This is a genomic window from Dietzia sp. KRD202 (genome assembly GCF_017168155.1).
In the GTDB taxonomy this organism is placed as follows: Bacteria; Actinomycetota; Actinomycetes; order Mycobacteriales; family Mycobacteriaceae; genus Dietzia; species Dietzia kunjamensis.
Genome location: NZ_JABFAN010000008.1, coordinates 1 through 23,867 on the forward strand (window position 1 = coordinate 1; position 23,867 = coordinate 23,867).

Annotated in this window: 19 protein-coding genes, 1 tRNA gene, 1 other RNA gene and 3 pseudogenes; 11 read left to right on the forward strand and 13 right to left on the reverse strand. The window is 68.6% G+C overall.

The window, feature by feature from the left end:
* The first annotated feature begins 558 nt into the window (after window positions 1-558).
* The 3 genes from J1M64_RS05505 (at window position 559) to J1M64_RS20520 (ending at window position 2,269) form a co-directional block, all read left to right on the forward strand.
* Complete coding sequence (locus tag J1M64_RS05505) at window positions 559-918, forward strand: helix-turn-helix transcriptional regulator (protein WP_031265333.1); 360 nt, start codon at window positions 559-561, stop codon at window positions 916-918.
* Window positions 915-1,511, forward strand: coding sequence for a cadmium resistance transporter (locus J1M64_RS05510; protein ID WP_017838449.1), 597 nt, complete (start codon window positions 915-917; stop codon window positions 1,509-1,511). The genes J1M64_RS05505 and J1M64_RS05510 overlap by 4 nt, the downstream gene beginning before the upstream one ends.
* A gap of 434 nt (window positions 1,512-1,945) precedes the next feature.
* On the forward strand, window positions 1,946-2,269 hold the full coding sequence (locus J1M64_RS20520) for a recombinase family protein (RefSeq protein WP_374220841.1): 324 nt from the start codon (window positions 1,946-1,948) through the stop codon (window positions 2,267-2,269).
* A gap of 151 nt (window positions 2,270-2,420) precedes the next feature.
* Here the strand turns inward: J1M64_RS20520 and J1M64_RS05520 are convergent, their stop codons facing one another.
* A complete protein-coding gene (locus J1M64_RS05520; RefSeq protein WP_120283059.1) occupies window positions 2,421-3,395 on the reverse strand; it encodes an IS481 family transposase in 975 nt (324 codons plus the stop codon).
* A gap of 190 nt (window positions 3,396-3,585) precedes the next feature.
* Here J1M64_RS05520 and J1M64_RS05525 point away from each other — a divergent pair, with 190 nt between their 5' ends.
* Window positions 3,586-4,080 carry a hypothetical protein gene (locus J1M64_RS05525; RefSeq protein ID WP_120283057.1) on the forward strand — a complete coding sequence of 165 codons (495 nt, stop codon included), beginning with the start codon at window positions 3,586-3,588 and terminating at the stop codon, window positions 4,078-4,080.
* Between the two features lie 144 nt (window positions 4,081-4,224).
* Here J1M64_RS05525 and J1M64_RS05530 read toward each other — a convergent pair whose 3' ends face one another.
* Window positions 4,225-5,802, reverse strand: coding sequence for an MFS transporter (locus tag J1M64_RS05530; protein ID WP_120283055.1), 1,578 nt, complete (start codon window positions 5,800-5,802; stop codon window positions 4,225-4,227).
* A 117-nt stretch (window positions 5,803-5,919) separates the two neighbouring features.
* Here J1M64_RS05530 and J1M64_RS05535 point away from each other — a divergent pair, with 117 nt between their 5' ends.
* On the forward strand, window positions 5,920-6,606 hold the full coding sequence (locus J1M64_RS05535; RefSeq protein ID WP_120283053.1) for a TetR/AcrR family transcriptional regulator: 687 nt from the start codon (window positions 5,920-5,922) through the stop codon (window positions 6,604-6,606).
* Window positions 6,607-6,777: 171 nt separating this feature from the next.
* On the opposite strand, the gene J1M64_RS05540 is transcribed toward J1M64_RS05535, so the two are convergent.
* Both J1M64_RS05540 and J1M64_RS05545 read right to left on the reverse strand, forming a co-directional pair.
* Entirely contained in the window at window positions 6,778-7,839 is a 1,062-nt protein-coding gene (locus tag J1M64_RS05540) for a BtrH N-terminal domain-containing protein (RefSeq protein ID WP_206473327.1), read from the reverse strand.
* Between the two features lie 120 nt (window positions 7,840-7,959).
* Window positions 7,960-8,919 (reverse strand): annotated as a pseudogene (locus J1M64_RS05545) (NAD(P)/FAD-dependent oxidoreductase); the annotation flags it as partial.
* Here J1M64_RS05545 and J1M64_RS19745 point away from each other — a divergent pair.
* Window positions 8,916-9,047 (forward strand): annotated as a pseudogene (locus J1M64_RS19745) (ABC transporter permease); the annotation flags it as partial. The pseudogenes J1M64_RS05545 and J1M64_RS19745 overlap by 4 nt on opposite strands.
* Here the strand turns inward: J1M64_RS19745 and J1M64_RS05550 are convergent.
* From J1M64_RS05550 to J1M64_RS05590, 9 genes are all read right to left on the reverse strand, one after another.
* Window positions 9,023-11,290: an NADH-quinone oxidoreductase subunit G gene (locus tag J1M64_RS05550; protein ID WP_206473328.1), complete on the reverse strand. Its 2,268-nt coding sequence runs from the start codon at window positions 11,288-11,290 to the stop codon at window positions 9,023-9,025. The pseudogene J1M64_RS19745 and the gene J1M64_RS05550 overlap by 25 nt on opposite strands.
* Window positions 11,287-12,705, reverse strand: a complete 1,419-nt coding sequence (gene nuoF, locus J1M64_RS05555) for an NADH-quinone oxidoreductase subunit NuoF (protein WP_206473329.1) — start codon at window positions 12,703-12,705, stop codon at window positions 11,287-11,289. The genes J1M64_RS05550 and nuoF overlap by 4 nt, the downstream gene beginning before the upstream one ends.
* 1 nt (window position 12,706) lies before the next feature.
* Window positions 12,707-13,537 carry an NADH-quinone oxidoreductase subunit NuoE gene (gene nuoE, locus J1M64_RS05560; protein ID WP_206473330.1) on the reverse strand — a complete coding sequence of 277 codons (831 nt, stop codon included), beginning with the start codon at window positions 13,535-13,537 and terminating at the stop codon, window positions 12,707-12,709.
* The gene (gene nuoD / locus J1M64_RS05565) at window positions 13,534-14,886 is read right to left on the reverse strand and encodes an NADH dehydrogenase (quinone) subunit D (protein ID WP_206473332.1); all 1,353 of its coding nucleotides are present in this window, start codon (window positions 14,884-14,886) and stop codon (window positions 13,534-13,536) included. The genes nuoE and nuoD overlap by 4 nt, the downstream gene beginning before the upstream one ends.
* On the reverse strand, window positions 14,883-15,635 hold the full coding sequence (locus tag J1M64_RS05570) for an NADH-quinone oxidoreductase subunit C (RefSeq protein ID WP_206473334.1): 753 nt from the start codon (window positions 15,633-15,635) through the stop codon (window positions 14,883-14,885). Before J1M64_RS05570 ends, nuoD begins: the two co-directional genes overlap by 4 nt.
* On the reverse strand, window positions 15,632-16,186 hold the full coding sequence (locus J1M64_RS05575) for an NADH-quinone oxidoreductase subunit B family protein (RefSeq protein WP_067714633.1): 555 nt from the start codon (window positions 16,184-16,186) through the stop codon (window positions 15,632-15,634). Before J1M64_RS05575 ends, J1M64_RS05570 begins: the two co-directional genes overlap by 4 nt.
* A 27-nt stretch (window positions 16,187-16,213) precedes the next feature.
* Window positions 16,214-16,573 (reverse strand): NADH-quinone oxidoreductase subunit A, encoded by a 360-nt coding sequence (locus J1M64_RS05580; RefSeq protein ID WP_206473336.1) that lies wholly within the window; start codon window positions 16,571-16,573, stop codon window positions 16,214-16,216.
* 250 nt (window positions 16,574-16,823) lie between these two features.
* Complete coding sequence (locus J1M64_RS05585; RefSeq protein WP_206473338.1) at window positions 16,824-17,243, reverse strand: response regulator transcription factor; 420 nt, start codon at window positions 17,241-17,243, stop codon at window positions 16,824-16,826.
* A 300-nt stretch (window positions 17,244-17,543) separates the two neighbouring features.
* Window positions 17,544-17,631 (reverse strand) — tRNA-Ser (locus J1M64_RS05590).
* A 118-nt stretch (window positions 17,632-17,749) separates the two neighbouring features.
* On the opposite strand from J1M64_RS05590, the gene ffs reads away from it, so the two are divergent.
* The 5 genes and pseudogenes from ffs to recR all read left to right on the forward strand — a co-directional run.
* Window positions 17,750-17,844, forward strand: an RNA gene (gene ffs / locus J1M64_RS05595) — signal recognition particle sRNA small type.
* Between the two features lie 59 nt (window positions 17,845-17,903).
* Entirely contained in the window at window positions 17,904-19,178 is a 1,275-nt protein-coding gene (locus J1M64_RS05600; RefSeq protein ID WP_206473340.1) for an aminotransferase class I/II-fold pyridoxal phosphate-dependent enzyme, read from the forward strand.
* A 526-nt stretch (window positions 19,179-19,704) separates the two neighbouring features.
* Complete coding sequence (locus J1M64_RS05605) at window positions 19,705-22,476, forward strand: DNA polymerase III subunit gamma and tau (protein WP_206473342.1); 2,772 nt, start codon at window positions 19,705-19,707, stop codon at window positions 22,474-22,476.
* 148 nt (window positions 22,477-22,624) lie between these two features.
* The gene (locus J1M64_RS05610; protein WP_067714618.1) at window positions 22,625-22,960 is read left to right on the forward strand and encodes a YbaB/EbfC family nucleoid-associated protein; all 336 of its coding nucleotides are present in this window, start codon (window positions 22,625-22,627) and stop codon (window positions 22,958-22,960) included.
* A gap of 112 nt (window positions 22,961-23,072) precedes the next feature.
* Window positions 23,073-23,678, forward strand: a pseudogene (gene recR, locus J1M64_RS05615) (recombination mediator RecR); the annotation flags it as partial.
* Window positions 23,679-23,867: the final 189 nt, after the last annotated feature.

Consider the following 23,867-nt stretch of genomic DNA (forward strand, 5'->3'; position numbering starts at 1 on the left):
TGGCCGGCCTCTTCCGAAACCAGATGCCGACGTCATGCTGCGCCTGAAACCCGCGGCCCCAGCGGGGTGGACGAGGGCTCCCGCGGCGGCCCGCCTGGCGCCGTGAATGTGCCTTAAAAACCTACAGTCTTATGAGACACCAGGCGGGGACCGGACGCCGAGACCGCTTCATGGGCCGATGGGCACCTTCTGCCTCTCGCGAAGTCGTCTCACCGTGAACTGTCGCAGGGTGGTGCTCGGTAGGGGTTTGTGAGTCATAATCATGTCATGAGGCTCTTGGGGTACACCCGCGTGAGCACTGCGCGTCCTGACTCGCAGTACTGACGCGGGTGTACCCCAGATGCCTCATAGCCCGATTCTGCCCCACAAATCCCTACCGAAGCCGGCTCTGAAACAAATTACGTCAAGACGACTTAGTGAGACTCCGGTGGGTGCCTGTAGCGCCAGGAAACCTGTTCAAAACTGGCCGTAGTCCTGGACGAGATTAAGTGTCTTGACAACCTTTAGGTTTTTAGGGCGTTGTCACAACAGTTCAGCAGACGCTGTATAGTTCAGCAAGTGCTGACTATTGCTTCTCGTGTCGATGTGATGAACCGGTTAGGGCGGGCGATGGCCGACCCGACACGGTCCCGAATACTGCTGACCTTGCTGGAGCAGCCGGCCTACCCGGCGGAGCTGGCCCGGGATCTGGAGCTGACACGGTCGAACGTGTCGAACCATCTGGCATGCCTGCGCGACTGCGGGATCGTTGTCGCAGTGCCCGAAGGTCGCCAGACCCGGTATGAGATCGCAGACCCGCACTTGGCCCGGTCGCTATCTTCCTTGGTCGAGATCACCCTCGCGGTCAACGAAAACGCCTCCTGCTTGGAGCCCGACTGCTCAGTGCCGGGTTGTCACGCCACGGAGGTGCAGGCGTGATCCTGTCCTCGGCCCTGCAGGCGATCGGCCTGTTCATTGCCACCAATATCGACGACATCATCGTCCTGTCGCTGTTTTTCGCCCGCGGAGCAGGCCAACGCGGAACCACCGCACGCATTCTGGCCGGCCAGTATCTCGGGTTCGCCGGCATCCTCGGCGTGGCTGTGCTCGTCTCCCTGGGCGCGGGAGTCTTCCTGCCCCCGCAGGCCATCCCTTACTTCGGGCTGATCCCACTGGGCTTGGGACTGTGGGCCGCGTGGCAGGCCTGGCGCGGGGACGATGATGACGACGATGCAAAGGTCGAGGGCAAGAACGTCGCCGTGTGGACCGTGGCCGGCGTAACCTTCGCCAACGGTGGAGACAACATCGGCGTTTACGTCCCCGTCTTTCTCAACGTGGGCCCGGGAGCCGTGGTCGCCTACTGCATCGTGTTCCTGGTGCTGGTGGCGGGACTGGTGGGCCTGGCAAGGTTCGTCGCCACCCGCCGACCGATCGCCGAAGTCCTGGAGCGCTGGGAACACATCCTGTTCCCGATTGTCCTGATCGGCCTAGGCGCCTTCATTCTGATCAGCGGCGGAGCATTCGGACTCTGACAAAACAGACGCAAACCCGGCCGCCCACCCGTGAGCCGCCGACTCGCTCTAACCCTTTCGGCCAGAACGCCCGATTGGTACGTCGTACGTCGCCGCCAAGAAGTAACCACAGAAGACCGCCACAAAGCGATCAAGTCCACAGGTATGCCCAATTATGACACGCGGTCCCGTACAATCTAGAGTCTATTGATACACAGACTCGGCGGAGGGGCCTTTTGATAGCGGAGCGGATTGGGACGCTGCGGGGGCGGTCGGGTGACGGTGGCGAAGAGGTCCTCATCGTCAGCCGCGGGAAGGTCCAGACACGGTTCCGTCGCCGAGACGAGTTGGACTGGGGCTTGCGCGTGGAGACGACGGACTCGGAGAACATCGTCGAGGGGAAACAGAAGCCGGCCCGCCGATCGTCACGGCCACGCGGACAGCGGGTGGCGTACGTGCGAGTGTCCGCCGCCGACCAGAACGAAGCTCGCCAGCTCCAAGCGGTGGGGGAGTGCGACCGGATTTATGTAGAAAAGGAGTCGGGGCGATCGCGTACTGGCCGAGAGAAGCTCGCTGAGTGCATCGGGTACCTGCGAGACGGTGACGAGCTTGTTGTTGCTTCGATGGACCGACTCGCTCGCTCCCTGGTCGACCTCAAGCAGATCGTGGGTGAGATCACCGCCAAGGGCGCGAGCGTGGAGTTCGTCCACGAACGGGCCACCTACGCCGCCGGCGGTGGTGCTGGTGCTGTTCATCGCCGCTCACTCGATGCTCGGTAGGTGGCTATACGGACACCCGCCGACCGGCGTGGATCCGGCCAGCGCGCGGATTGGCGCGCAACTGATGTTCTACGGCGGCGAGGTCATCGACTTGGCTCTGCTCATCCTGCTGTTCAGTGGCTGGTATCCGCGAGCGAGCCCTCAACGCGGGCTACTTGTACTGCCCACGCAGGTTGTGTACGCGGTCTGCGGGTGAGGCGCCTCGTAGCGCGGTGTGGCCGCGGTGGAAATTGTAGTGGTGCAGGAATGCGGGTAGGCGAGCCGCGCGGTCGGATTCGCTGACGTACGCGGTGGCGTAGGCCCATTCTTCGAGCATGGTGCGGTTGTAGCGCTCGACCTTGCCGTTGGTCTGCGGGCGGTACGGGCGGGTGCGCTTGTGTGTGATATTGCCTCCGAGGGCCTCGGCGAAGGCGTGGGAGCGGTAGCAGGAGCCGTTGTCGGTCAGCACCCGCCGCACGGTGATCCCGGCGTCGGCGAAGTAGGCGTGGGCCCGGTGCCAGAACGCGGCCGCGGTCTCCTTGCGCTCGTCTTCTAGAAGCTCGCTGTAGGCCAGGCGTGAGTGGTCGTCGACGGCATTGTGGATGTACCAGTAGCCCATCCCGCGTTTGCGGTCACGCTTTCCCTTCACCCGGCCCAAGACCTTGTGCCCGCCTCCGTCGGGGATGCGGCCAAGTTTCTTGATGTCCACATGCACCAGATCGCCCGGCGCCTCGTGCTCGTAGCGACGCGGGCGCCGCGTGTGCGCCCGGACGGGCGCGCCGGTGGCCGGGTCGGTGAATGCCAGCCTGACGCAGCTGTAGCGGGACAGGATCTTGTGCACCGTGGACGGTTGCATGCCCAGGTGGTAGGCGATCCGGGCCGGGCCCCACCGGCGGGATACGCGCAGACCGAGCACGCGGCGTTCCCGCCGCCGCGGCGTCTGGGTCGGGTTGTGGTGCGGGCGGCTGGAGCGGTCGACCATGCCGGCCTTGCCCAGCTGCCGGTACCGGCGGGCCCACTTGCGGGCGGTGGTGACCGAGACACCGAACCGCTCCGCCGCTCGCCGCGGTACCCAATCGTCGACGACGACACACCGAGCCAGACGCAGTCTTCCCGTCGGAGTCAGCGGGGCGTTAGCGTGGGACACGAAGACCTCCGTTGTGGATGTGTTTGCTTGGTCGCTTTCACACCTCACACGGAGGTCTTCCTCATGTCAGCCCGCCATGCCGACCGGTGACACAACGTCCGTGGTCAGTACAGCTACTGTCCCGCAATCCTTCTCGTAGTTATCCCTTCCCACAGGCCCGCATATCCACAGCATCGAAGGAGTGAGCAGTATGACCCAGAACCGAGCAGTCCATGTTGCCCGAGCGGCCGGAACCGGAGCGGTGGCCGGCTTAGTAGGGGCCGGATTGATGGTCATCGGCGAGAAAGCCGAACAGGCGATCACGGGCAGGCCGAACTCGTACGTCCCGGCGCGCGCCCTGCTCACGCTGTTGGGCCAAAAGCCTGGCGACGACGACCGCCCGGACGGGTGGAACCACCTCATGCACTTCAGCACCGGCGCGGCGCTGGGTGCTATTCGCGGCGTGTGGGCGGCCACCGGGATCCGAGGAGTTCATGCGACCGTGTGGCACACCGCCGTCCGGCTGGGATTTGACCAAACCGTGGAAAACGCCACCGGAGTCGGAGCGCCGCCGTCGACCTGGCCCGCGAGTGAGCAGGCCGTGGACATCCTTCACAAAGCCGTCTTCGCCGCCATCACCGGCGCGGTCGCCGAACGGCTGCTACCGCCCACCCTGCAGTCACAGCGTGGACGCATCAGCCACTGACCCCCGCCCTGAAGATGGTGGGTATCGCTAGCCACAGCAGCGCGACCGCCGAGATTCTGCACTCGGGAAGTGACCGCGGTTCTTGCTGACCTTGCGCAGTTTCTCCAGGCACGAGTCAGTGCAGCCGGAAGCCGGACGGGCCACCTATCCGACGCTGTCCCGGTGTGCCGGTGCTGTGGAACTGGCCGTGGTCTTGTGGTCACGCGGAGCAGTGCCCGGGGCAAGGATCGCTAGCAAGACTGCGGCTGCGGCGGTGAGGATTGCCAACGTAAGTGTGGCCTGACTGCTGCCGTTGACAAATGCCTCTTTGGCGTAGTCGACCAATGGTTGCGCCATTGGTCCGGCTTGTGCGGCGATCTCTAGGGCGGCGGCCAGGGAGTCGGAGACCGGACCGCGGGCAGGTTCGGGTAACTGAGGCAGGGCGGGTTGGATGTGGCGGGTGTATCCGGCGGCCAGCACACTGCCGGCCACTGCGATCCCCATCGCAGCGCCGATCTCGCGGGCCGCATCGTTGACTGCGGCGGCGACCCCGTGTTTGCTCTCCGGAGTTTCGGCGATGATCGCGTAGGTCGCTGGGGCTGTGCATAGTCCGAGCCCTGCGCTCATGATCAACAGCGGCCATAGCAGGTCGAGGTAACGTGCATCGACGGTCATCCGGCTGACCAGCATCAGGCCAACTGCGATGGTCGCCAGACCGGCGACGGTCATCACTCGTAGTCCAAATCGCTGTGACAGTCGGGGGGCGATCACCGAGATCACGATCAGGGGGACCGTCATCGGCACCAATCCCAACGCCGAGGCCAGCGGTCCGTATCCCAGGATCAGTTGCAGGTACTGCACCAGGAGTAGGAATACCCCGAAAGTGACCAAGAATTGGATGGCCACCGACAACGAGCCGGCGCTGAAGCCGCGCTTGGCGAACAACCGAACATCCAACAAGGGGGCCGAGGATCGCAGCTCAATCAGGATAAAAAAGGCTGTCGCCAATATGCCGGCCCCGGCGCTGGCGAGAACGATCGAGTCGGCCCAGCCTCGCGCGGGAAACTCGATCGTGGCGAATACGATTCCCGCAACCGCGACTGCAGCTGCCGCCGCGCCCACCCAGTCCACGGGAGGGTGATCATGCTGGCTGGACTCAGCGATCGTGCATGCCAGCGCGGCCAGTAGGGCTCCCGCTGCGGTCAGTCCGACAAATACCGACACCCACGACCAGCGCTCAAGCAGCACCCCGGCGCCGAGGATGCCTAACACTGCTCCGGAGCCGGCGACTCCAGCCCACACACCTACTGCTCGGCCGCGATGAACGGCGGCGAAACCAGCAGTCAGAATCGATAGCGTCGAGGGCATTACCAGTGCAGCGCCCGCCCCGGCAATCGCTCGCGCAGCGATCAACCAGGCCGGGTCAGACAGGAGCAGGGGAAGTGCGGATGCCATGGTGAATATCGCCAGGCCTATTACGAGAACTGCGCGTCTGCCATAGCGGTCACCGATCGCTCCAGCGGGCAGGACCAGGCACGCCAGTACCAGCGTGTAGCCGTCGACGATCCAGGTCAGCTGGGCTTGCGTCGCTCCAGTCTCTACCGCAATCTCCGGTAATGCCGAATACAGCGCGGCCATGGCCGCGACCACCAACGCCACGGCTAGGCACGACACCGTGAGCATCCACCATTCGGCTCGGGTCCACCGGGATGACTCGGTGATGGTCTGTTGGGGTGAGTGCATCGCCGGCCCCTTGCTGTGAGATGGTCGGTCTTGGTCTGAGACAAGTAGTATCACAGTATCCGGCTGGCTGGACAGGTTAGCTTGGACGAGAAGTGACCGTCGGCCGAAGGGGAGAGCGTGAACGACTGGAGTGCTGACCGGCCCGCTACGGACGACGATCAGCTCGATCCGCGACTGCTGCGCTCACGAAAACGATTGCTCGACGCTGCCACGCATCTCCTGAGCACTGGCGGTGTAGAGGCGGTTACCGTCGAGGCGGTCACTCGAATGTCAAAGGTTGCGCGGGCCACGCTCTATCGGCATTTCGGCGGGACCGCCCAGTTGCTTGCGGCGACCTTCGAGCGGCTGTTGCCTCGCGTCGAGGTCTCTGCCGACAGTGGGTCGGTACGCGACCAACTCATCGCGCTTCTCACGGCCCAAGCCGACCTGATTGACCAGGCGCCGCTGAACATTACGACTCTGGCTTGGCTGTCAATCGGATCAGTCGGCGGCGATCCTGCCGATTCGGCCGCGATCACCTCACTGCGTAGTCGAGTCATCGAGGAGTACCGGCAGCCCTTTGACCGCATCCTCACACATCCTGACGTTCGAGCACAGCTCGGCAACGTCGACACCACCTTCGCGATCGTTCAACTCCTGGGTCCCGTCGTGTTCGCTCGCCTTACTGGGCTCTGCACGGTCGACCACGACGGATGCGTGCAACTCGTTGATGATTTTCTTGCTGCCCGCAAGCAGGGAGGCGAACCCATCCAGGCCGAGTTCGGCCACGATCTGAACCGCCCTGGCGCCGTCGGATCTCGCTAAATCGGGGCTTCTTCTTGTCGGATGGGTGTGACCGCTCGATCGCCGAGGTCGCCGGGGAGGTGGCGAGGCAACCCTAGAGCCCGGTCGTTTCGGTGCGAGCGGCGGCGAGCCATCCGCTGCAGTCTGAGTGCGGCCGGAACTTCTACCGTCCAGTTTTGACTTCCCGATTAGTCAGGCTGCTGCAAGCGATCGCGAAGCTGACTCCAGAGCTTCAGCCAGTTGAAGCTCGAGCGTGGGCAGGAGGCTAACCGCCGAAGCCACACGTTCCAGCCGAGTACGCACATCGACCTCGTGCTCGATCCCGGCTCGGCCGGCCTCCGTCCATGTCTGTGCACAGTGTCTGGCGGCTACGGCGAGATCTTCGGTCGCGAGGTCACCGGTCAAACGTGCCACGTCCGCGCAGCCGTCAGCGAGCAGCTTTCGGAACAGGCCGCCACCGGTGCCGGCCTTCTCGATGAAAGCGCTCAAGCTGAATAAGAGGATCTCGAGTTCGTCAGCCGGTAGATGGGACCAAGTCCGGACATCAGCGGCGAGCTGGGCGACCGCTGCTAAGCCTTCGGAACCGCTCACCGCGGTCGTGAGATCAACGACTCCTGGCGGAGTTGGGTGGCGCATGTTCGCTGCCGATTGACGGAAAGCCGCTGCGGCAACCTGCGCAAGGTCTGGTAACTCATGCGGCCAGGCGATGCGGTACGTGGTGTGACGTGTCGGTTGTGGGAATGACATCGACGACCGTGCTCGAGCGAGAGCTTCGAACGGAACCTTTTGGACCTCGGCACGGTCGTTGTCAACAACGAAGGCGATCCTCTCCGCCTCGTCGTAACCAATTACCACGATATCGTGGCGACTCATTTGGAGCCGAACCCGCAGGTAGGGCAACTCCGCGATGTCGCCCCATATCAGGGCTGGCCTTCCGGCATCGACCTCCTGGCTAATCCACGACCATCCTTCTCGGGGATCGTCGGTCGTGAGCACTTGGACCTGTGCGCCCAGTAGATGGGGGAGATTTACTTCGAAATCGGAGTCTCTCCCTACCAGATAAAGCGGCGGGAAGAGGTCGCTCGAGCGCAAGTAGGACAGGCCAAGTGACCCCCCGAGGGTGAAGACGAGACCTTCATCGGGCGGTTCTTCCCAGCCGAGGCCTTGCCAGTGCAGGAGGTCTCGCATCGCGGCTGAGCCGCAGTGCCCCCCGACCCGATGTGGATAGTTCTCGATGAGCGTCTGGCGAGTCATCAGAGTTCCTTTCTGAACGGCAGGCGGGCACGAACCGGGCTCTCTTGCTGCGCCAGTGGGATGTCAGCGCCGTTCGTCGAGGCTCCGCCGCTGACCGTGCGAGTCTCGCTCGGGACTGGCTTACCCATTGCGCAAGGAATCGGGAGAACCCGTATGGGCGAAATCGGTCCGGACGAAAGGACGCTGCTGTGTGATGACCTGTTTGCTGAGCATGAAATCACGGGGACGATTGATGCAGTCTGCAGCAAGGAGTTCGCCATCACGGAGGTAGAAGCAGCTGAAGTCGCGGTCCCGGGTGGGGTCACCGCTGAGGACGACTTCGTCGTAACCGGTGTTGAGACCGGCGATCTGCAGCTTGAGATCGTATTGATCTGACCAGAACCAGGGCAGCGACACTGCGCTCTTGGACTTCCCGCAAAGGGTAGCCGCGGCGAGTTTCGCCTGATCGGTTGCTCCGGGTACGCACTCCAGCCGGACTCGGCGACCGTATCGAGAGATGTACTTGCTGGCACAGTCTCCGGCGGCAACGATGGCTGGGTCACTGGTTCGGGCGTGCTCGTCGATCACCACACCATCGTTCAGGGTCAAGCCCGCCGCCTCGGCGAGTTCTGTTCTCGGTTCAACACCGATACCCACGATGACCAGATCAGTCGGAATCGACTCGCCAGTAGATAGTGTGACCTCCCGGACGCAATCGTCTCCGACTAATGCTGCGACTTTGGCGCCCGTTCGGATATCGATGCCCTCCTCTCGGTGGATCCGCTCGAAGAACGTTGATACGTCGGGAGCAGTGACCCGCTCGAGGACGCGAGTGGTCGCCTCGAGCACGGTGACTTCCAGGCCCAGTGCCCGTAGTGAGGCGGCCGTCTCAAGTCCGATGTAGCCGCCCCCGACGATCACCACCCGCCGCCCGGGGGCGGCGGACGTGCGGATCAACTCGACGTCTGCGGCGGTACGAAGGTAATGGACCCCGGCGAGATCGGCCCCAGGAACGCGGAGCTGACGAGGGCGGGCTCCCGTGCACAGCGCGAGCTTGTCGTATGTCAGTGTGTCGCCGGTGCTCATAACGATGTGCCCAGCCGGGGGAGATCGCCGAGCGGGCCCGGATCGCCGAGCTCAACCCGCTCTACCACTACCTCGAGATCGTCCGCGCCCCCATGCTCGGGGAACCCACCGCCGCCTATCACTGGTGGATCGTCCTGGGCTGCATCTCGCGGCGCACCGACTCCACGTCCGCCAAGCCGAACCATGCACCGGTCTCTTCCGCCAGGGCATTGAGGATCCGGTGGTCGGGCAGAGCGTCGGTGCCGGTCAGGGCGGCGGCGAAGGGGCGGGTCCGGCCCTCCCAGTTCACGAACATGCCCGCCTTCTCGGCGACGGCCGCGACCGGCAGGACGACGTCGGCGCGGTCGGTGATCTCACTGCGGCGCAGTTCGAGACTCACGACGAAGCCGGCGGCGTCGATCGCGGCCAGGGCGGCCCGCGGGTCGGGCAGGTCGACGGCCTCGACCCCGCCGACGAGCAGCGCGCCGAGCTCGCCAGCGGCGGCCGCGGCCAACTGCTCGTCGGTGCTCCGGCCGGGCGTCGTGGGCAGATCGTCGCAGCGCCACAGCTCGGCGAGGGTCCGCCGGGCGTCGTCGTCCGAGACGGGAGCGCCGCCGGGCAGCAGTCCCGGCAGGCACCCGGTCTCGAGCGCCCCGCGCTCACCCGCGCGCCGGGGAATCCACGCCAGCCGTGCGCCGGTGGCGTCGGCGAGGGCGGCCGCGGCCGTGAGCCCGCCGGGCACCGCGCCGAGCCGTTCGCCCGCGAGGATGACCGCGCCGGGCTCGCGCAGCAGAGTGGGCAGGGCGCCGCGGGTGGGATCGGTCGCGTGGTCGAGCCCGGCGACGTCGGCGGTCGGTTCGCCGGCGGGGGCCGCGCCGCCGGGGTCTGCACCGCCGGGGTCGGAGGGGACGACGGCGAGGGCGTTCAGCACCTCGGGCTCCGCCCCGGGGACGGTCGGCAGCAGAGCGCCGCGGGTCTTGCGGATGGCCGGGGTGGCGAAGGGCGCGATCGAGAAGACCTTCAGCCCGTGGTCGCGCGCGGCCCGCCGCAGGCGGAGGAAGACGATCGGCGACTCCTCCTCCGGGTCGAAGCCCACGAGGAGGACGGCGGGTGCGGTTTCGAGGTCGGTGTAGGTGACGGCCTCGGCGCTCTGGCCCGGCCCGCCGCTCTGGCCCGGGCCGTTGGATCCCTGCTCCGACTCGCCGCCCGGGCCGCGCCTGGCGACCCGGTCGGCCAGGAAGTCCGCTTCCTCGGCCGAATGGCGGCGGGCGCGGAAGTCGACGTCGTTCGTGCCGAGCACCGTGCGGGCGAACTTGGCGTAGGCGTAGGCGTCCTCGGCGGTGAGCCGCCCTCCGGTGAGGACCCCGGCCCGTCCGCGGGCGGCGGCCAACCCCTGGGCAGCGGTCGCCAGGGCGGTGGACCACGGGACCGGGACCAGTCCGCCGCCCTCGCCGCGGACCATGGGGGTGGTGATGCGGTCGCGCTGGGTGGCGTAGGTGAACGCCCAGCGGCCCTTGTCGCAGTTCCACTCCTCGTTGACCTCGGGGTCGTCGCCGGCGAGGCGGCGCAGGACCTTCCCGCGACGGTGGTCGGTGCGCTGCCCGCAACCGCTGGCGCAGTGCTCGCAGACCGCCGGGCTGGAGACCAGGTCGAAGGGGCGGGCGCGGAAGCGGTACTGCGCGCCGGTCAGGGCACCCACTGGGCAGATCTGGACGGTGTTTCCCGAGAAGTAGGACTCGAACGGCTCGTCGCCGTACACCCCGACCTGCTGCCGGGCGCCGCGCTCGAAGAGGTCGATGAACGGGTCCCCGGCGATCTGCTCGGAGAAGCGGGTGCACCGGGCGCACATGACGCAGCGTTCGCGGTCGAGCAGCACCTGCGACGAGATGGCGATCGGCTTGGGGAACGTGCGCTTGACCTCAGTGAAGCGCGACCGCCCGTGGCCGCTGGACAGGGCCTGGTTCTGCAGCGGGCACTCGCCGCCCTTGTCGCAGACCGGGCAGTCGAGCGGGTGGTTGATGAGCAGCAGTTCCATCACCCCGCGCTGCGCCTTGTCTGCCATCTCGGAGGTGAATTGCGTGCGCACCTGCATGTCCTGGGTGACCGGGGTGGTGCACGAGGTGACGGGCTTGGGCGCGCCCTCGACCTCGACGATGCACTGGCGGCACGCCCCCGCCGGCTCGAGCAGCGGGTGGTCGCAGAAGCGAGGGATCTGCACGCCCAACCGCTCGGCGGCGCGGATGATGAGCGTGCCCGGCGGCACCGAGACCTCGCGGCCGTCGACGGTGAGCGTGACGAGATCGTCCGCGCGGTCGGAATCGGCGCGGTCTGAACCGGCGCGGTCGTGGTCCGGTTCCTGGCCGGGACCGCGGGCGTCGCGGGGGACACCTGACTGGGCGGAGGTCATCGGGCCACCTCCTCGGGTCGTGTGGGATCCGGTCGTGTGACCGGCCGCACTGGCGGACGCCGGGAGCCGGCACCCGCACGGTCGGTCCGGTCGAAGAGGGTGGAGCGGCTGTGGTCGAACGGGCAGCCACCCGGGATGTGCGCGAGGTACTCGTCGCGGAAGAGCGCGATCGACGAGATGATGGGGGTCGCGGCGGCGTCGCCGAGGGCGCAGAACGACTTGCCGGCGACGTTGTCGGAGATGTCGAGCAGTCGGTCCAGATCGTCGGCGGTGGCGGTGCCGTTCTCGAGTCGGTGCATGATCTGCTCCAGCCAGAACGTGCCCTCGCGGCAGGGGGTGCACTTGCCGCACGACTCGTGGGCGTAGAACTCCGTCCACCGCAGCACCGCCCGCACGACGCAGGTGGTGTCGTCGAAGATCTGCAGAGCCTTGGTGCCGAGCATGGTGCCCTCGGCGGCGCAGCCCTCGTAGTCGAGAGGCATGTCGAGCTGGGCGTCGGTGAGCAGTGGGGTCGACGAACCGCCGGGGGTCCAGAACTTGAGGGTGTGGCCCTCGCGGATCCCGCCGGCCAGGTCGAGTAGCTCGCGCAGGGTGATGCCCAGCGGGGCCTCGTACTGGCCGGGCCGGGTGACGTGCCCGGACAGCGAATACAGGGTGAAGCCGGGGGACTTCTCGGATCCCATCGAGCGGAACCACTCCGGCCCGTGCTGGAGGATCGACGGGACGCTGGCGATGGACTCGACGTTGTTCACCACCGTCGGACAGGCGTAGAGGCCGGCGACGGCGGGGAACGGCGGCCGCAGCCTGGGCTGGCCGCGGCGCCCCTCGAGCGAGTCGAGCAGGGCGGTCTCCTCGCCGCAGATGTAGGCGCCGGCGCCGGCGTGGACGATCAGCTCGAGGTCGAATCCGCTTCCGAGGATGTCGCGGCCGAGGTACCCGGCCTCGTAGGCCTCGGCGACCGCCACCTGCAGGCGGCGCAGGACGGGCACCACCTCACCGCGCAGGTAGATGAACGCGTGCGAGGAGCGGATGGCGTACGCGGCGATGATGATGCCCTCGATGAGCACGTGCGGGGTGGCCATCATGAGCGGCATGTCCTTGCAGGTGCCGGGCTCGGACTCGTCGGCGTTGACCACCAGGTAGTGGGGCTTGGCGGCGGCCGAGGACTCGGTACCGGAACCGTCTGTACCCTCGTCGCCGGTCTCCTGCGGGATGAAGCCCCACTTCCGGCCGGTGGGGAACCCGGCGCCGCCGCGGCCCCGCAGGCCGGCGTCGAGGACGGTGGAGATGACCTCGTCCGGTCCGGTGGCCAGGGCGTTTCGCAGGCCCGTGTAGCCGTCGTTCTCCAGGTAGGTCTCGAGCGTCCAGCTGTCGGGGGCGTCCCAGTAGCGGCTGAGGTATGGAGCGAGCGGCATGTCAGGCCTCCTCGTCCGGTGCGGTGGTGGGCGGTGCGGTGGTGGGCGGCTCGGTGGTGGGCGGCTCAGTGGAGTCGCCCGGCCCCGCCGGGGCGCGCATGTCGTGTTCGCGGGCGATCCGCAGCCCGACCAGGGTCGCGTCGCCGGGGGCTCCGTCGTTCGCGCCGGGGCGGGTGTCGGGGAAGCCGGCGAGGAGGCGGGAGGTCTCGCGGAACGTGCACAACGGCGCGCCGCGGGTCGGGGTCACCGTCCGGCCGGCCCTCAGGTCGTCGACGACCTGCCGGGCGGAGGCGGGGGTCTGGTCGTCGAAGAACTCCCAGTTGACCATCATCACCGGGGCGTAGTCGCAGGCCGCGTTGCACTCGATGCGCTCGAGCGTCACCCGGCCGTCGTCGGTGGTGCCGGGCCCGTCGAGCCCCAGGTGGTCTCGCAGGTCGGCGTAGATCTCGTCGCCGCCCATCACCGCGCACAGGGTGTTGGTGCACACCCCGACCAGGTAGTCGCCCGTGGGCGTGCGTCGGTACATCGAGTAGAACGTGGCGACGGCCATGACCTCGGCGGAGGTGAGTCCGACGGCGAGGGCACAGAACTCGATGCCGGCGGGCGTGAGGTGCCCGTCCTCGGCCTGGACGAGGTGGAGGAGTGGCAGCAACGCCGACCGGGCCTGCGGATAGCGGGCGATGATCACCTCGGCGTCGGCCCGCAGTCTCGCCAGGACGTCGTCAGGGTAGCGCCGGCGGGCGTCGGGCCGGACGATCACCCCCGGCTCGTCGGGCTGCTGCCCGAACTGCAGGAAAACCGGTTCGCGACTCGTCGACTCCGTGCTGCTCATCGGTCCACCCCTCCCATCACGGGGTCGATGCTGGCGACCGCGGCGATGACGTCGGAAAGCATCCCGCCCTCGCACATCGCTGCCACGGCCTGCAGGTTGGTGAACGAGGGGTCGCGGTAGTGCACCCGGTACGGGCGGGTCCCGCCGTCGGAGACCATGTGCACCCCCAGCTCGCCGCGGGGGGACTCCACCGGCACGTACACCTGACCCGGCGGGACCGGAAAGCCCTCGGTGACCAGCTTGAAGTGGTGGATCAGCGCCTCCATGGAGCTGTCCATGATCTTGCGGATGTGCTCGGCGGAGTTGCCGAGCCCGTCTGGTCCCACCTTGAGCTGGGCGGGCCAGGCGATCTTGGGGTCGTCGACCATCACGGGTCCCGGTTCGAGCCGGTCCAGGCACTGCTCGACGATCTTCAGTGACTCCTTCATCTCCTCGACACGGATGACGAACCGGTCGTAGCAGTCGCTCGCCGAGCCGGTGATGACGTCGAACTCGTAGTCCTCGTATCCGCAGTACGGGTCGGACCGGCGCACGTCGTGGGGCAGTCCTGTGGCCCGCAGGACCGGGCCGGTCACGCCGAGGGCCATGCACCCGGTGAGATCGAGGTAGCCGACGTCCTGCAGCCGCATCTTCCAGATGGGGTTCTCGCGCAGCAGCAGTTCCATCTCGCGGATCCGCCCGGGCATCACCTCGAGCAGTTCACGCACCTTCGGCACCGCGTCGTCCGGCAGGTCCTGGACCACGCCGCCGGGCCGGACGTAGGCGTGGTTCATCCGCAGACCGGTGATGACCTCGAAGACATCCAGGACCAGCTCCCGCTCGCGGAATCCGAAGAGCATCGGGGTGCTCGCCCCCAGCTCCAGGGCGCCGGTCGCCAGGGCCACCATGTGGGAGGAAATCCGGTTGAGCTCCATGAGCATCACCCGGATGACCGACGCCCTCGGCGGCACCTGGTCCGAGATCCCGAGCAGCTTCTCGACGCCCAGGCAGAAGGCGACCTCGTTGTAGAACGGCGACAGGTAGTCCATCCGCGTCACGAACGTCACGCCCTGGGTCCAGTAGCGGTACTCCAGGTTCTTCTCGATGCCCGTGTGCAGGTAACCGATCCCGCACTGGGCCTTGGTGACCGTCTCGCCCTCGATCTCCAGGATCAGCCGCAGCACCCCGTGCGTGGACGGGTGCTGCGGGCCCATGTTGACCACGATGCGGTCGTCGTCGGCGTTGCGCGCGGCCTCGCTGATCGCGTCCCAGTCCTGCCCGGAGGCGGTGAGGATCGTGTCGGAGTCCGCGGCGCGGTCGGCACGGGCCGAGCGGCCCGAGCGCCTCGCGCGGGTGCGATCGGCGGTCATGAGTACGCCCTCCGCTGATCCGGCGGCGGGATGGTCGCACCCTTGTACTGCACCGGGATCCCGCCCAGCGGGTAGTCCTTGCGCTGCGGATGGCCCTCCCAGTCGTCCGGCATCTCGATCCGCGTCAGCGACGGATGGCCGTCGAAGACGACGCCGAAGAAGTCGTACGTCTCCCGCTCGTGCCAGTCCGTCGTGGGATACACGCGGGTCAGCGTGGGGATGTGCGGATCCGCGTCCGGGGCCGACGTCTCGAGCATGACGCGACGGTTGTGGGTGATGGACTGCAGCGGATACACCACGTGCAGCTCCCGGCCCGAAGCGTCGGGATAGTGCACCCCGCTGGCGCCCAACGACATCTCGAAGCGCAGGTCCGGGGCGTCCCTGAGGGTCAGGGCCACCGCCGGTAGGTGCTCCCGCTCCACGTGCAGGGTGAGTTGCCCGCAGTGGACCACGACCTTCTCGACGGCCTCCTGAAAACTCGGCCCACCCCGCTGGTGCAGGGCCGCGGTGAGCGCGCGGATGACCTCGTCGTCGTCGTCCTCGTAGGGCGGTGGGGTACTGCCGGGCATCTCGGTCGGGCGCACGAGGCCCCCGAACCCGGTGGTGTCCCCGGAGCCACGGACGCCGAACATGCCGTGGCGCACGCCGACGGTGTCCGCGTCAGGGCTGTCCGTGCGGTCGGGTGGGTTCGGTGCGTCGGGGGCCCGGTCGCGGTCCGCGGCGCCGGAGTCCGGGCGACGATCGGTCATCGGAACATCCCCTCGACGGGGATGAGCGGACGCTGGTCGAGCGCGGCCTGCTCCGCGGCACGGATCGCCTCGGCCCGGTTCGCGCCCAGCGGCATGTTCTGGATCTTGTCGTGCAGCGTGATGATCGCGTGCATGAGCATCTCCGGCCGCGGCGGACATCCGGGCAGGTAGATGTCGACGGGCACGATGTGGTCGACGCCCTGCACGATCGCGTAGTTGTTGAACATCCCGCCCGACGACGCGCACACGCCCATCGACAGGACCCACTTGGGCTCGGCCATCTGGTCGTACACCTGCCGCAGGACCGGCGCCATCTTCTGCGAGACCCGCCCCGCGACGATCATGAGATCGGCCTGTCGGGGGGACGCGCGGAAGACCTCCGTGCCGAATCGGGCCAGGTCGTAGCGGCCGCCGCTCGTGGACATCATCTCGATCGCGCAGCACGCCAGACCGAACGTCGCCGGCCACAGCGAACCCTTGCGCATGTAGCCCGCCAGCTGCTCGACCGTGGTCAGCAGGAAGCCGGCCGGCACCTTCTCCTCGAGTCCCATCTCGGCGCTCCTCTCCGACTCTCCGGGTCAGTCCCAGCTCAGTCCGCCACGGCGCCACTCGTAGGCGTAGGCGACGGAGACGTTGAACACGAACAGGGCCATCGCGGCCAGCCCGAACACGCCGAGCTGGTCGAAGTGGACGGCCCACGGGTAGAGGAAGAGGATCTCGATGCCGAAGATGATGAACAGCATCGCGGTGAGGTAGTACTTCACCGGGAAGCGGCCGCCGCCCGCCGGCTGCGGCGTGGGCTGGATGCCGCACTCGTAGGCCTCGAGCTTGGCGCGGTTGAACCGGCTGGGCCCGGCGAAGGAGGACACGCCCGAGGAGAAGACGGCGAAGGCGACGGCCAGGGCCCCGAGTGCCAGGATGGGCACGTATTCGTTCACGTCGGCGTCACTCCTCGCGCTTGTGATGAGAAGCCGCCTGTGGGCGGGCCTCTACTGCAACCGCAGGGGGTTCGAGTGACCGGCGCTGATGGGGTCCGGTCGTCCGTCTCCCCGGCGGGCCGTTCACTGTGCGGCCCGCAACTGTGACTCTACTCACACTGTGTTGACGTGCGTCGGGGGTTCGGACAGACGGCGTGTCGGTCGGGTTCTCCGGGCGCGGGGCAGAGTGCGCGCGGCCGCGGGGCCGGTGTCAGGCGGGGGCGAGGAGCCCGTTGACCGCGTCGCGCAGGCGGAGCGGGTCGATCGGGTGGGGCACCGAGGCGTCCGCGCGGGACCAGTCGGCGAGCCAGCGGTCGTCCGCACGGCCGATGAGCACGAGCACCGGCGGGCAGTGGTCGAGCTCGTCCCGCAACTGCTTGGCCAGGCCGAGTCCGCCGGTGGGCGTCGCCTCGCCGTCGAGGATCGCCAGGTCGACACCGCCGGCGTCGAGGTGTTCGACAGCGACCGGGGCCGTGGCGACCTCGAGGTACGTGAGCCGGGGCAGGTCCGGGTGCGGGCGGGTGCCGAGAGCGGACATCACGCGGCTGCGGGTGGCGGCGTCGTGGCTGTAGACGAGGACCCGCAGGGCGACGTCGTCGTCAACGGTCCGGCCGCCCGTGGTCTCGGTCACGTTCGCGATGCTACCGAGCGCGGGTGGCCGCGGGTGGCGGGTTGCGCTCCGGAGTCGGGCGATCCGACGCGGTGCTCGCGTGTGGTGCTTCCTCTGAGGTGTGACTCTGAGGTGTGCGTCCGGAATGGTCCCAGGGGGACGCGCACGTGGGTGGAAACCGAGCATTGAGGGCGCGTAGCTGGAGGTGGCGGGGCCTGCGGGGCCTGCGAGGGAGGAACCGGAGCCTGCGGGCCCGGCGGCGGCCCGGGGCCGAAATGAGCGACGCGGCCCGGGCTCGAGAGCTCCGGGCCGCGTCTGCGGCGGAGGATAGGGGATTTGAACCCCTGAGGGGCTATAAACCCCAACCCGCGTTCCAGGCGAGCGCCATAGGCCACTAGGCGAATCCTCCGTGGAGGAGAATACCCAGGACGCGCAAGCAGAGGCAAACCGCGGGGCCGAGCGGGCTCGGATCGCTGCCCGGAAGGCGGGTGGGGTGCGGCGCGGGAGGCGGGGCGGTTAGACTCGTCCGTGGACCCCGCGCGGCGTCCATCCTGTGAACTCCCCCAGGGCCGGAAGGCAGCAAGGGTCAGCGGGCTCTGGCGGGTGCGCGGGGTCCCCTTATGTCTTGGGACATGTCTTAGGGCACCAACACCGCAGTTGTCGATCCCGCCGGAGGCCACAGTGGCACTGTCCGATCTCCCCGCCGACGAACTCGCCCGACTCGAGTCGCAACTGGCCGCCGAGTACGACGCGCTGGCCGACAAGGGCCTGGCCCTGGACCTGACCCGAGGAAAGCCCTCGCCCGAACAGTTGGACCTGTCCGAGCGGCTGCTGTCGCTGCCGGGGGAGGGTGACCACACGGCGGGTAAGACCGACGTCCGCAACTACGGCGGCGGGGCGGGACTGCCCGAGCTGCGGTCGATCATCGCCGAGCTGCTCGGGGTCGAGACCGACCGCGTGATCGCCCAGGACAACGCGAGCCTGTCGATCATGTACGACCTGCTGACGTTCTCCATGCTCTTCGGCACGCCCGACTCCCAGCGTGCGTGGAAGGACGAGCCGGTACTGCGCTGGCTGTGCCCGGTGCCCGGTTACGACCGCCACTTCAACATCACCGAGGCGCTGGGGATCGAGATGATCCCGGTGCCGCTGGGGCCGACCGGTCCGGACATGGACGAGGTCGAGCGTCTCGTGTCGAACGACCCGTCCATCAAGGGCATGTGGTGCGTCCCGATCTTCGCCAACCCGACCGGCGCGGTGTACGACGACCACACCGTGTCCCGGCTCGCGCGCATGGCGACCGCCGCCCCGGACTTCCGGATCGTCTGGGACAACGCCTACGTCGTCCACACGCTCACCGAGGATTTCCCCAAGGTCCCGGACGTGGACACGCTGGCCTCCGAGGCCGGGCACCCCAACCGCTTCTGGCAGGTGTGCTCGACCTCCAAGATCACGTTCGCCGGCGCGGGCGTGTCGTTCTTCTCCGCCTCGCGGGCCAATCTCGACTGGTACCTCGGCCACACCTCCGTGCGCTCCATCGGGCCGAACAAGGTCAACCAGCTCGCGCACGCCCGATTCTTCGGTGACGCCGACGGGGTGCGCGACCACATGCTCCGCCACCGCGAGGTCATCGCGCCGAAGTTCGAGGCCGCCGCCGCAGCCCTGGCCCACCGGCTCGGCGAGTACGACGTGGCCGGCTGGACCCGGCCCGAGGGTGGGTACTTCATCGACCTCGAGGTGGTCGACGGCACCGCCACCGAGACCGTCCGCCTGGCCAAGGAGGCCGGGGTGGCCCTCACGCCGGCCGGGTCCGCGTACCCGTACGGCAAGGATCCCGACGACCGCCATATCCGTCTGGCGCCCACGCTCCCGCCCCTGGCCGAGGTCGAGACCGCCATGGATGTCGTGGGCCTGTGCGCCCTTCTCGCGGCCTGCCGCGCGGCGCTCGCCGACTGAGCGATCGCTCGGCTCGGGCGGTGTGTAACAACTGCGTCATCTGCGTTAACGGCGGCCATTAACGGACCGCGCTCCCGATCTCGCCTCTTCGTCCCCGGGAATCGGCAGGTGACCAGCACGTCTGCCCGTCCGTGATTTCCGCCACATTCCCAAAGTGTGAATGTGTAAGTCCGTAGCTTAGGTAACCCTGTCACCTGCATGAATGTAATTCGCCGGGCCTGTTGAGCAAGTGTCAATGCAAGTGCGGTCTTGTCCGGGCCAGGGCCGTCTGGTTGTATCGGAGTGGTCCGAGCTAGAGGGATGCGGACACTGGAGACAGCTGAGGGGCTGTGAGGGGCCGGTGTCCGATATCGGTTCGGGAACCGTGCTGCGGGGGTCTGAGGGGGCCCGATCCGCGCGCGAGGGACGTCGGGAGGGGCTGCGTATGACGCGGCCCCTCCGGTCATTTCGGTCCATCCCGGATCACGCGTGATCGTCGTCGGAAGCGGAAGTCCTCGTCGTCGTACCCCCTGGGTACCCTCTAGGCGTGGCTCTCTATCGGAAGTACCGCCCCGCCTCCTTCGCCGAGGTCGTGGGCCAGGAGCACGTCACCGAACCGCTCTCGGTGGCGTTGTCCTCCGGTCGTATCAACCACGCCTACCTCTTCTCCGGCCCGCGCGGCTGCGGCAAGACCTCGTCCGCCCGCATCCTCGCCCGCTCGCTCAACTGCGTGCAGGGGCCCACCGCCGACCCGTGCGGCGAATGCGATTCGTGCGTGGCGCTGGCGCCCGGTGGCCACGGGACCCTCGACGTCACCGAGCTCGACGCGGCCAGCCACGGCGGTGTCGATGACACGCGTGATCTGCGCGAGCGGGCGTTCTTCGCGCCGGCGTCCTCGCGGTACCGGGTGCTCATCATCGACGAGGCCCACATGGTCACCAACGCGGGCTTCAACGCGCTGCTGAAGATCGTGGAGGAGCCGCCGGAGCACCTCATCTTCATCTTCGCCACCACCGAGCCGGAGAAGGTGTTGCCCACCATCCGCTCGCGCACACACCACTACCCCTTCCGGTTGCTCACGCCCACGTCGATGCGCGGGCTGCTCGAGCGGATCTGCGATCAGGAGGGTGTGCAGGTCGAGCCGACCGTGTTCCCGCTGGTCATCCGGTCCGGTGGGGGATCGCCGCGAGACACTCTCAGTGTGCTGGACCAGCTCATGGCCGGCGCCGGTGACGAGGGCATCACCTATCCGCGCGCGGTGAGCCTGCTGGGGGCGACCGAGGTCGCGCTCATCGACGACACGGTGGATTCGCTGGCCGCCGGCGACGGGGCCACGCTGTTCCGGACCGTCGACAAGGTGGTCGAGGCCGGGCACGACCCGCGTCGGTTCGCCGCCGATCTGCTGCAGCGGCTGCGCGACCTCATCATGGTGCAGTCCGTGCCGCAGGCGATCGAGCGTGGGCTCGTCGACGCGCCGGTCGAGCAGGCCGAGACCATGCGGCGTCAGGCCGAGAACATCGGGCCCGCCACTCTCGCCCGCTGCGCCGACATGGTGCACGAGGGGATGGGGTCGATGCGCGGGGCCACCTCGCCGCGGCTGTTGTTGGAGATCCTCTGCGCCAAGCTGCTCCTGCCCTCGGCGGACGATTCCATGATCGCGCTGCTGCAGCGTGTCGAGTCGCTCGAGTCGGGTGCCGTGCGGCCGGCCGCCGCGGCGGGTGCCGCTGGTGGCGGTGGATCCACGCCGGGAGGGGCGCCTCGGGGCGACGACGACGAGTTCCGCCCCGACTCCGCCGGCGGACCGGGGCCGCAGGCTGCCGGCCAGGCCGAGGGGCGGCCCAAGTTCGTGCGGCGGTCGCAGCAGCAGGCCGCGCCCGCCGCCGATCAGGCGGCGCCGCGGTCTCCGGAGCCGGCTGGCCAGGGTGCGCCGTCGACCCCGGCTCCGGCTCCGGCTCCGGCTGCAGCTGCGCCTCCGGCTCCGACGCCGCCTCCGACGCCTGCGCCAACGCACGCCGCCGCCGAGTCCGCGCCGAGTCGACCCGCCGCGCCGACTGAGCCGGCAGCGGCGACTGGGACCGAAGCGCCGAACCAGCCCGCCGTGGCAGACGACCCCGCCGCCCCGGCCGTGCCCGCCGGGTCCGTCGCGGAGCAGATCGCGGCGAACCGGACTCCCGAGTCGGAGTCCTCGCAGCACGCTCAGTCCCGGCAGTCGGCACAGTCCTCGCAGTCGGCACAGTCCCCGCAGTCGGCGCAGCCGCCGACCTCCGAGCAGCAGCCCGTGGGTGACGCACTGCCCGGGCCGGCATCCGAGCCCGCCGCTCGTCCCGACGCCGCGAACGCTGCACAGACCGCACCCGCCGCAGGTTCCGACGCGGGTACCGAGGCGCCAACTGCCCGAGCGGGCGCTCCGGATCCTGCGCAGGCAACCGCGGCCGGCGCCGACTCGGCTCCTGCCGCCGCGTCGGCCCCACCCGCGCCCGCGCCCGCTCCCGCACCCGCTCCCGCGCCGGCGCAGACCGACGACCCGTGGCGCGAACATCCCGCAACCGCGACCGAGCAGTCCGCACCCGTGCCGCCGGCATCGGTTCCGGAGCAGGCGTCGTCCGGGCCGGACCCGGAGACACAGCCCGAGGCGGCGTCCGCGCCCGCGGATGCCGCACCCGGGATCGAGGCCGAGGACATCCGCCGGGCCTGGCCCGCCATCCGCGACGCCGTCCGCACCCGCACCCGCACGGTGGAGGTGATGCTCGCTGGCGCGACGGTCGCCGGGGTGGACGGCCGGGTGATCCATCTGGTGCACGACTACGCACCGCTGGCCAAGCGTCTCTCGCAGCCACACAACGCCACCGCGATCACCGACTCGATCACCGAGGTCGTGGGCGGCGACTGGACCATCCGCTGCACGTCGGGCTCCGCGTCCGCGGCAGCCGGGGACGCCGCGGCAGCCGGGGACGCCGCGGCTCCCGCCGATGCGTCTCCTCCAGCACCCGGACGGGGATCCGCCGCGGGCCCTACTGACGCCCCCGGCGCGCCCCAGGGCGAGCCGCGGGGCTGGGAGCGTCGCCTGCGCGGTGCGGACGCGGGGCGGGGCCAGGGCGGCGGTCGCTCGGGCGGCGTGTACGACGACATCCCGCCGCCGCCCGAGGAGCCGGAGCCGGAACCGGGCGAGCCCAACAGCCCGCCCCCGCAGCCGGTCAGCGAGGAGGAGATGGTGGACGAGGCCCGCAGTGGCCCCCAGAACCTCGACCACCGGACCGGTGAGGACATCGCGTTGGCCCTGCTCAAGGAGCACCTCGGGGCCCGCCCGCTCGAGCGCTGACCCACCCGGACCGCCGCGCGCCGGGGCACGGTGTCCTACCGGACGGTTACGCTGGGAACCGACCGACCGGGGCCGCCCCGGCAGGTTCAGGCCTGAACAACAGGCATGAACTCAGCACTGCCCCGCACACCGCCGAAAGGACCCCGCCATGCAGCCCGGACCCGACATGAACGCCCTGCTCCAGCAGGCACAGCAGATGCAGGCCCAGCTCGCCGAGGCGCAGCAGGAGATCGCCGCGAGCACCGTCGACGGTCAGGCGGGCGGCGGACTCGTCACCGTCTCCATGCGCGGCACCGGTGAGGTCACCGGCGTCACGATCGACCCGAAGGTCGTCGACCCCGAGGACATCGAGACGCTCCAGGACCTCCTCGTCGGCGCGTTCGGCGACGCCCACACTAAAGTGCAGGAACTCGCCGAGTCCCGCCTCGGCCCGCTGGCCTCCGGTGGCGGCCTCGGCGACATGATGGGCGGACTGGGAATGTGAGCCCGCGGGGCCCGGCACGTTCCGGGCCCCGCCATCGGGTTCCGACCCGTAATCGGACCCGCCACCCGGCGACGCAGCCGTCGTCGGGCCAGCAAGAGCACAGGAAAGCGCGATGTACGAGGGACCGGTCCAGAACCTGATCGACGAGTTCGGCAAGCTGCCGGGCATCGGTCCGAAGTCTGCGCAACGTCTGGCCTTCCACCTGCTGCAGGCCGAGCCCGACTCCGTCGAACGCCTCCGCTCCGCGCTGCAGGCCGTGGTCGAGGGCGTCACCTACTGCGAGGTCTGCGGGACCGTCGCGGCGGCCGAGCGTTGCCGTATCTGCTCGGACCCGCGCCGCGACCCCACGCTCATCTGCGTGGTCGAGGAACCCAAGGACATCGAGGCCATTGAGCGCACCCGCGAATTCCGCGGGCTCTACCACGTGCTCGGCGGGGCTCTCGACCCCATCAACGGCATCGGACCCAACGAGCTGCGCATCGCCGGGCTGATGCGGCGGGTCGGTGGGGAGGCCGAGGGCGAGGAGATCGCCGAGATCATCATCGCGACCGATCCCAACACCACCGGCGAGGCCACCAGCACCTACCTGGCCCGCCTGCTGCGGCCGTTCCCCGACCTCGTGGTGAGCCGGCTGGCGTCCGGGCTGCCGATGGGCGCCGACCTGGAATTCGCCGACGAGCTCACACTCGGCAGCGCGCTGTCGGGGCGTCGCATCCTCTCCGGTGGCCCCGCCCAGGCCCCGCGGTCGGGCGGCGTGCTTCGCCCCGAGCAGATCGACCCCGCGCAGCCCGCGGTTCCCGCCCAGAACCTGTCTCTTATACACCTCTAAAAAAAAAACACACCGGTAAACTCACCAACACACTGCTGACGGTCAGAACCCGAATAACCGTATTCGTAGGTCTGAGAA

Excerpts from the sequence above, each read along its gene's own strand:
- J1M64_RS05540 (WP_206473327.1), bottom strand. The coding sequence starts at position 7,839 with ATGACTCGCCAGACGCTCATCGAGAACTATCCACATCGGGTCGGGGGG.
- J1M64_RS05575 (WP_067714633.1), bottom strand. The coding sequence starts at position 16,186 with ATGGGACTCGAGGAGAAGGTGCCGGCCGGCTTCCTGCTGACCACGGTC.
- nuoF (WP_206473329.1), bottom strand. The coding sequence starts at position 12,705 with ATGCCGCTCGCTCCATACCTCAGCCGCTACTGGGACGCCCCCGACAGC.
- J1M64_RS05550 (WP_206473328.1), bottom strand. The coding sequence starts at position 11,290 with ATGACCTCCGCCCAGTCAGGTGTCCCCCGCGACGCCCGCGGTCCCGGC.
- J1M64_RS05530 (WP_120283055.1), bottom strand. The coding sequence starts at position 5,802 with ATGCACTCACCCCAACAGACCATCACCGAGTCATCCCGGTGGACCCGA.
- J1M64_RS05610 (WP_067714618.1), top strand. The coding sequence starts at position 22,625 with ATGCAGCCCGGACCCGACATGAACGCCCTGCTCCAGCAGGCACAGCAG.
- J1M64_RS05525 (WP_120283057.1), top strand. The coding sequence starts at position 3,586 with ATGACCCAGAACCGAGCAGTCCATGTTGCCCGAGCGGCCGGAACCGGA.
- nuoD (WP_206473332.1), bottom strand. The coding sequence starts at position 14,886 with ATGACCGCCGATCGCACCCGCGCGAGGCGCTCGGGCCGCTCGGCCCGT.
- J1M64_RS05570 (WP_206473334.1), bottom strand. The coding sequence starts at position 15,635 with ATGACCGATCGTCGCCCGGACTCCGGCGCCGCGGACCGCGACCGGGCC.
- nuoE (WP_206473330.1), bottom strand. The coding sequence starts at position 13,537 with ATGAGCAGCACGGAGTCGACGAGTCGCGAACCGGTTTTCCTGCAGTTC.